This window comes from Aeromonas piscicola (genome assembly GCF_000820005.1).
Lineage (GTDB): Bacteria > Pseudomonadota > Gammaproteobacteria > Enterobacterales > Aeromonadaceae > Aeromonas > Aeromonas piscicola.
Genome location: NZ_CDBL01000042.1, coordinates 1 through 6,878 on the forward strand (window position 1 = coordinate 1; position 6,878 = coordinate 6,878).

Annotated in this window: 4 protein-coding genes and 2 pseudogenes; 2 read left to right on the forward strand and 4 right to left on the reverse strand. The window is 49.6% G+C overall.

All coding sequences use genetic code 11. The annotated features are described in order from the left end of the window. On the forward strand, nucleotides 1-2,112 hold a 2,112-nt coding region (locus BN1128_RS24590; protein ID WP_042867818.1), incomplete at its 5' end, for an ImpA family metalloprotease. A gap of 106 nt (nucleotides 2,113-2,218) precedes the next feature. Here the strand turns inward: BN1128_RS24590 and BN1128_RS08945 are convergent. Next, nucleotides 2,219-3,484 (reverse strand): annotated as a pseudogene (locus BN1128_RS08945) (IS4 family transposase). Nucleotides 3,485-3,602: 118 nt separating this feature from the next. Between BN1128_RS08945 and BN1128_RS08950 the strand changes: the two are divergent. Continuing rightward, nucleotides 3,603-4,520, forward strand: coding sequence for an IS5 family transposase (locus tag BN1128_RS08950; protein WP_042867820.1), 918 nt, complete (start codon nucleotides 3,603-3,605; stop codon nucleotides 4,518-4,520). 209 nt (nucleotides 4,521-4,729) lie between these two features. Here the strand turns inward: BN1128_RS08950 and BN1128_RS24595 are convergent. From BN1128_RS24595 to BN1128_RS26025, 3 genes and pseudogenes are all read right to left on the reverse strand, one after another. After that, nucleotides 4,730-5,093: pseudogene (locus BN1128_RS24595) on the reverse strand (IS110 family transposase); the annotation flags it as partial. 160 nt (nucleotides 5,094-5,253) lie between these two features. After that, nucleotides 5,254-5,790 (reverse strand): fimbrial protein, encoded by a 537-nt coding sequence (locus BN1128_RS08960; RefSeq protein WP_156140163.1) that lies wholly within the window; start codon nucleotides 5,788-5,790, stop codon nucleotides 5,254-5,256. A gap of 702 nt (nucleotides 5,791-6,492) precedes the next feature. After that, nucleotides 6,493-6,878, reverse strand: a 386-nt coding sequence (locus BN1128_RS26025) for a hypothetical protein (RefSeq protein ID WP_209428554.1), incomplete at its 5' end; no start/stop codon positions are given.

The window sequence follows — 6,878 nt, forward strand, 5'->3', positions numbered from 1 at the left end:
TTTGGTACATTGCGGGACAATAAATTTAATACGTCACTGCTAGCTCAGTGCACGGATAATTTCCTTTATTGTGACGAACCTGAGTTTTTGGAAATATTCAAACAGGGTGCTGATATTCTGCGAAATAGACTGATTGAATTTGATCTAAATGATATAAACATACTACGACAGCCCCGTAATGGTAATGCAATGATGCAAGCATCGTTGCTGTTGGCGGATAAATATCGCAGTATGATCGATTATCCGATTAGCGATAGTGAGCATGATAATTGGTTGCATGCGATGTTTGCAGATTGGTTGGTGAACTATGGACGAACAACTAACCTGCCACAACCTGATTTGGGTGAATACATAAAAGAGACAAGCGAGCTGAGTAAAGGGACTAACGCTCATTACGTGTATCCTAAAACAGAAAATGACCGACGGACATTCAGTGTTGCACCAAATCCTGACGGGTATTGGGAATATGGGCCTATGGCATTGCCGAACTGGCGGCCTGGACAGTGGACTACTACTGGTTGGTATGCACTACCTGGCCAAACGGTGAGCTTGACTCGAAACGACAATTTCAATGATATCGATGTTGAAATTCGGCTCAACTATCATCGAGCTGGTACGAATAGGGCTTATGAGAATAGTCAGTATACTGCGCCCCTGGAGCTGGCGACACAGCGTATAAAGCTGTTGCCCGGGAAAACTGTGGCTTTTTCTAGCCCTTATGGCGGTCCTATTTATCTTAACGTAGATGGCCCGCATGAGCCAAACAACGTGGATGTTTCTGCTGTGGGCATTGCAAAGCATCCGTCAATTCCAGACGGTGCAAGTGATGCTGACATAGATAATTTTGTAACGTTGTTTCAAGAAACGGAGATCCCGCATGTCGACATCGACAACGGTAATGCGCAATTTCATCTTCGCAAGGATCGCTTTATAGAGGGTGGTAATGCAAGTGCTGATAAAGTGAAACAAATAGTTGTTGCACTAAAAAATGATTATGTCACGCCAGTGTATACGTTGGGGGGGTTTTCTATTAGAGGTAAAACATTGACAGAATCGTTGCCATCGGATGTGCTCTCTGTATGTGCTGATATATTTGGTAATGCCGACTGCGTTGATGAGATATTGCATGACAGAGCAAAAATTCAACATGGAAATTTTGATCAAAATGCCGAGACTGCGAGCGGTGCTTCTGGTAACCCTTTTGATGCCTCTTGGGTCATCGGCCCTACTGGTTGGGGAGAGTCTCACGAACTTGGCCATAATTTACAAACAAATAAACTTAAGGCAAATTATGTTGATGCGTCGAATGCTGACCAATGGTCGGCCTATGAGGACCGCGCTCAGGAAGCCTCAAATAACATTTTCCCTTATTGGGTTGGATGGAGAGCTCATTATATAAATGACGAAAATGCCCCACCTATTGACGAGGGACATGTCAACAGCAAGAAGATATTTTTTGCTTTTATGTCTGATGCGGCTAATGTAACCAATAGTGCGGGAGAGCGAGTTGTTTACGAAAGTTCATGCCAAATTCTTGACGCTGGAAAAAACAGGTATGAGGCTGGTTGGCAGAGTAGCAGCTACGCGGCGGTAAACGAGTTTAGAAATGCATTTTACATACAGATGGCATTGCGCGCTGACAAAATGAAAATGCGCAATGGTACAACTCTGACAAATGGCTTCCATATCTTTACGCTGCTGTACGAATACAGCAGGATATTTGATAAATATGCAGATAATGAAGCGAACTGGGCCGCCAATCGGGATAAGCTGGGCTTTAGTCTTTTCCCATATTCAGGGCATGCAGTTTATGGTGGTAATAACATCTGGGATATTCCAGGGAATGACTTCATGCTGGTCGCGTTAAGTCAGTTGACAGGCTATGACTGGAGAAGTCACTTCGATTTGGTTGGTTTACGTTATAGCAGCCTGGCCGTTGAACAGGTTGCAGTTAATACAACCAAGGGTGCACTACCCATGGGCATGTATATGCTGGATTGGGATATGCCTCCTGCAAACATGACGACGGGATTAACATTCCTTCCCTTGTCGCTTTCGGATAACACGACAGTCTGGCGGGATGGCTCGTCACCAACCCAATGTGTCGAATAACTCAGGAATAACGGATTAGCTATGGAAAAACATGGCGCTCTAGCGCCATGTTTTCACCGTCCTCGATACAGCGTCCTGATGTTAGGATCTATACATGTACAGGACCTTAAGCATTGAGTCCCTTTAAAATTCCTTCCAAGATCCTGTTCTGTATCGATTTTCTCTGCTTGGTTCGGCAGCGTTCTTGGCAAAATAATCAGCTGCCCATTCCAGTCGTTCCCTTATTTCTGTCAGCGCCCTATGGGCCACTGCTTCCAATAGCGGCAACCACCATGTCGTACTGTTTTTGGACGCTTTCAACATTGATAGCATCCCTGTCATCACACTCTGCGCGACCCGTCTTTTCATCACCAGCGACAGCAGGCTCGTCTACACCAATCCTTCGGCTATGGCTTTCTCCCCCGTCACAAACCCCTGAGCCGGTTGTGCGATTTCCACTCTTTAAATAACAACTCCACCTGCCAACGGCAGCGATACAGGCTCATCACCTGCTCTGCTGACCATGCCGCTCGCGGTAGGTTAGTCATCCACAGGCAGAACCGCTTTTCCTCGGCAAACCAGCGCCGGATCAACCGATACTCGACCTTACCGGACTTCACCACCATATCCAGTACCTCGGCCCGACAGCGTCGCCGTCCGGCCTCTTTCAGTGACAGTCCCGCCAGTTTTGGCACTTCCCGTCCATCACCGCGCCAGGTATGGATTATCTTGGGGTTCAGGTTTTGAGTTCCTCGCACCAGATAAAATCCGCCGGCGTCGTTTACTTGTTCAAACCAAGCCCTATCAATGTAACCCGCGTCAGCCAGTAGCAGGCAGTTGGCCAGCTTGTGGGCCTCAGGGAGAAATTGCCGCTCCCCTGCGGTACCGGCAGACACACTCATGCACAGCGGGCTCGGCTCCGACAGAGACATGGTCATATGGCACTCTATAGCCGCCGGACTGATGGTCTTGAACCGGCCAGGAAGTCAGCCGCCAGGCGGCGGTGCACCGCGAAGGAGGTGCCATCGCGCAGTAACACCTGCTTGAACGCGCCGAGGGAGGCCGCTTTGAGTTGATGGTCGATCCGCAAGGCGATGGCCCGTTCGACCAGGGCTTTCATAAACAGGGCAAAGCTCTCTTTGCGCAGTTGATTGTGAAACGGTTTGTAGGAAACCCGATGCGCATTCACCAGTTGCAAAGCATTGAAATGACGGTGTAAACCGGCAATGTCATTGACCTGGTCGCCCCCCATGGCCCGCAGCAGTGCAGGGACGAGCATGGCAGGGGTAATGGCGCGCTGACGCAGACAAAACTTGCAGAGCCGAGCAATGCGCTCGAGTGCGGCGGGAGTCAGGAGTTGCTCCAGATAGTAATTAGCATTGATAATGGTCATAGGCTTCGCGCGTGTTGATTTTGTTTGGCGGGCGTTGTTTCCCAAATCGATAACGCCTGAATGGAACTTACTGAGGGCGCGGTGATCTGATCACCACCATCCTCTTCAAGTCTGCATCATGGGCAAGTCGCTTCACCCCATCACCAACTGGCCTCAATACAACAAGTCTTTGATTAACCGTGGTTCACTCACCTTCTGGGTTGATGCCGAGGCCATGAGCAACTGGTTTCACCACGACCATCATGGGCGGCGGGGGCGCAGCCAGCTCTACACCGACCAGACCATCTCAACCTTTCTGATGCTCAAGGGGATTTTCAACCTCACGCTGCGAGCAACTCAGGGTCTACTCGACTCCATGTTCGAGTTGATGAACGTGCCGTTGTGCGCACCGGACTATACCTGTGTCAGCAAGCGAGCACGCACGGTGACGGTGGCTTATCGACAGCCCCCAAAGGGACGCATTACCGACTTGGTTATCGACTCAACCGGGTTGAAGGTGTTTGGTGAAGGCGAGTGGAAAGTCAGAAAACACGGCGCTGAGAAGCGGCGAGTCTGGCGCAAGTTGCATCTGGCGGTAGATCCGGTGACTCACGATATCGTGGCGGCAGAAGTGTCGCTGGAGAATGTGCATGACGCAGAGGTGTTGCCGACCTTGCTCAACCCACTGCGGCGCAAGCTGGGACGTGTTTATGCGGATGGCGCCTATGACAGCAAAGCCAGCCATCAGCTTATCGCGCGCAAAGGGGCGACAGCCTGTATCCCGCCTCGCAAGAACGCGGGGTTATGGGAAAAGGGACATCCGAGAAATGAGGCGGTGCTGGTGATGCGCAAGGAGGGGCTGGCGCACTTGAAGAAGATGTCGGGATATCACCGGCGCTCGCTGGCAGAAACGGCGATGTATCGGTTCAAGCAGTTGATGACGGGCAAAATTAGTCTGCGAACATACAACGGTCAGGTAGGGGAAGTGATGGCGTATGTTGGTGCAATCAACAAACTGAACCCCCTTGGTCTGCCTGTCAGAAAGCCCCGAGTGTAACGGTCACTTGGGGCTGGGGAAGTCATGACTTGCTGGCTGATTTGGGAAACAACGCCTGTTTGGCGATAAAATCAGATCACAAACGAAGCCTTTTTTATATCTATTTCAATTGGTTGCCGCTAAAGATCCTGTACATGAGCCAATGCTACCGAGGCAATGTTGAATCGCCCCGGGTTTTCTAGACACTCTGTTGTTGAACTGAATCTCTGGCGGCTCCGATGAAGTGCCAGAACGGCTTGCTGTTCAGGACTTTTGATAGACACAAACCGCATATTGGGTCGAGTGACGGCTTCGCAGATAGCTTCTGCATCAGCAGCATCATGCTGATTAATTTTGACATAGGGCTTGACGAACTGGGGAGCCATCAGTTTGACGGTATGTCCCAGCCCTTGCAGCAGAAGTGGGCAGAGGCACAGGCCTCCATGCCGATCAAGCAGTGTGGAATATTGGCAAAAAAGGATGCTATTTGTGAACGCTGAGTTGCTTGTTGAACAACCGCTTACCGTGCTCGTCTACCCCGTGAACCTGGAATACCTCTTTTGCCAAATCTATGCCGATTGTCGTAGCCTTCATGGTGGTCGCCTCTCTCATCAGTGGGAACGTACATTCTCCACTTTGGCACTTCAGATGCCGTTTTGGGTAGGGGCGACCATCCCATTAACAACGCCTCAATCAGGCGGTATTCATCGGGGGAACGCTTCGTTGCAGACCGAAGCTACTTTGGTTCAACGAGTCAGTTTAATATGAGTGTGTGGACCAACTGACTGGTGTATTCGCCGGCATCAAGTTTTTGATCGGTTAGTTGTTTCGGTTGCACGGCGAGTTGAAACTGATTGTTATGAATGTGTTGTGGTGCGACGTTCACTCCTACATGCAAATCAATCGCAACAAATTCATTCGAGGCTGATTTGTAATAGGAGAGGAGGGCCAAGCCGTCCGTGCTAGTGATAAACCCGTTAGTGATTAGAGTATGCCAATATTCGTTGCCCACATCGGTGTCTAGCCCTTTGACGGTCGTCGCATTACAGACACCCTTTAGTGGAATGTTATAGGTTGTGTAGGGTGCGGAAAAGTCAGGGTCTGCACCACTGGCTGTGCTATAGGTGCCGACGTTTACCACTTGTTCCGAGAAGGCTGGATCGATGTAACAGGGGGCCGCCAAAATTGTTCCCTTATACGTCACGTGGCCATTGTCGCCACCGGCAGTCGCATAGCCACTTAGCAGAGCTCCACAGACAAGTGCCGAGGCTGCAATTTTCATGTTTTTCACTATTTGTTTCTCGTTGTTTCAGGGGATTCGCTCACAACACAAAATCGGGATTGCAGCATAGGGCTCGCTTGCTGACCGGTCGCCCGGATTTTGCGACCCAAACATAACTCTTCAAGGCCAATATGTGCGTTCAGACCCTTTATCTAAAAATGCATAAATTGTTTTTGCAGGTGTAGTCAAGAGCTCGCGAAATTCTGCCAGACAGTTGTTGATTAGCTTGTATGCGAAGTGATGGAAACTTAACTCTTTTATTTTCAAATGATTATGTGAGTTTTGATATCATGCAGGATGTTTTCGGGTTATGGATACTAGCTTGGTTATGCGCTACCGGCGCTATCATGGTGTTTGGGGGGATGTATTTGTCGTCGGATGACGCCTGGCGTGATCTGCTGGTCATTGCGTTCTCGAGAGGAACCTGACAGCCCTAATTGGATCAGTATCATTGTCAGACGTTGTCTATCGACTTACATCTGCCGATGTATGCTCTCGTTTGTAAACACAATGAATGCGGGCTGACTCCGCTCATATTAGGCCCGTAAATAGAACAGTATTTCGCTGTTTTATGGACTTTGTCCGGGAAGGGGGTGACCCTCACTGCTTTTTTATGTACCGCTCACCTCAACGTGTTCTGTCATTTTCACCCATTTAACCTATTAACTCCTGCACTTACACTGCGTACTCCCCCCCCCCTTTGCTGCACCTCTATTGCCACCTTTTTTGCCCTTCACTTTCACGCAATAAATTTGTGAAAACCACTTTATTAATTGAATTTAAAGGGAATAAATTGGCATCACTTGGCTTGCCACTCACCACACCAGGTGACGATAAAATCTCAACTCTGAAATCCTTCACGCGCAGCGGCAACGGCGGCGACTGATGCTGCACACCACGCTTTTCATCTGTCTTCGTGCTGGGGGAGGAGGGTGACCATTCGGTCCCCTCTTCCTTACAAACCGCACCCCCTAACTGCCTGGCGCTAACTGACAATCTAGAGAACCAATAATGCGAACTACACGAAATACACATCTGTGTGCTCTCGCCGTATGCCTGTCTACCGGGCTTTGGGGATGTGGCGGTGATGGCAACGG

Coding starts and splice junctions, on each gene's coding strand:
- BN1128_RS08950 (WP_042867820.1), top strand. CDS start 3,603: ATGGGCAAGTCGCTTCACCCCATCACCAACTGGCCTCAATACAACAAG.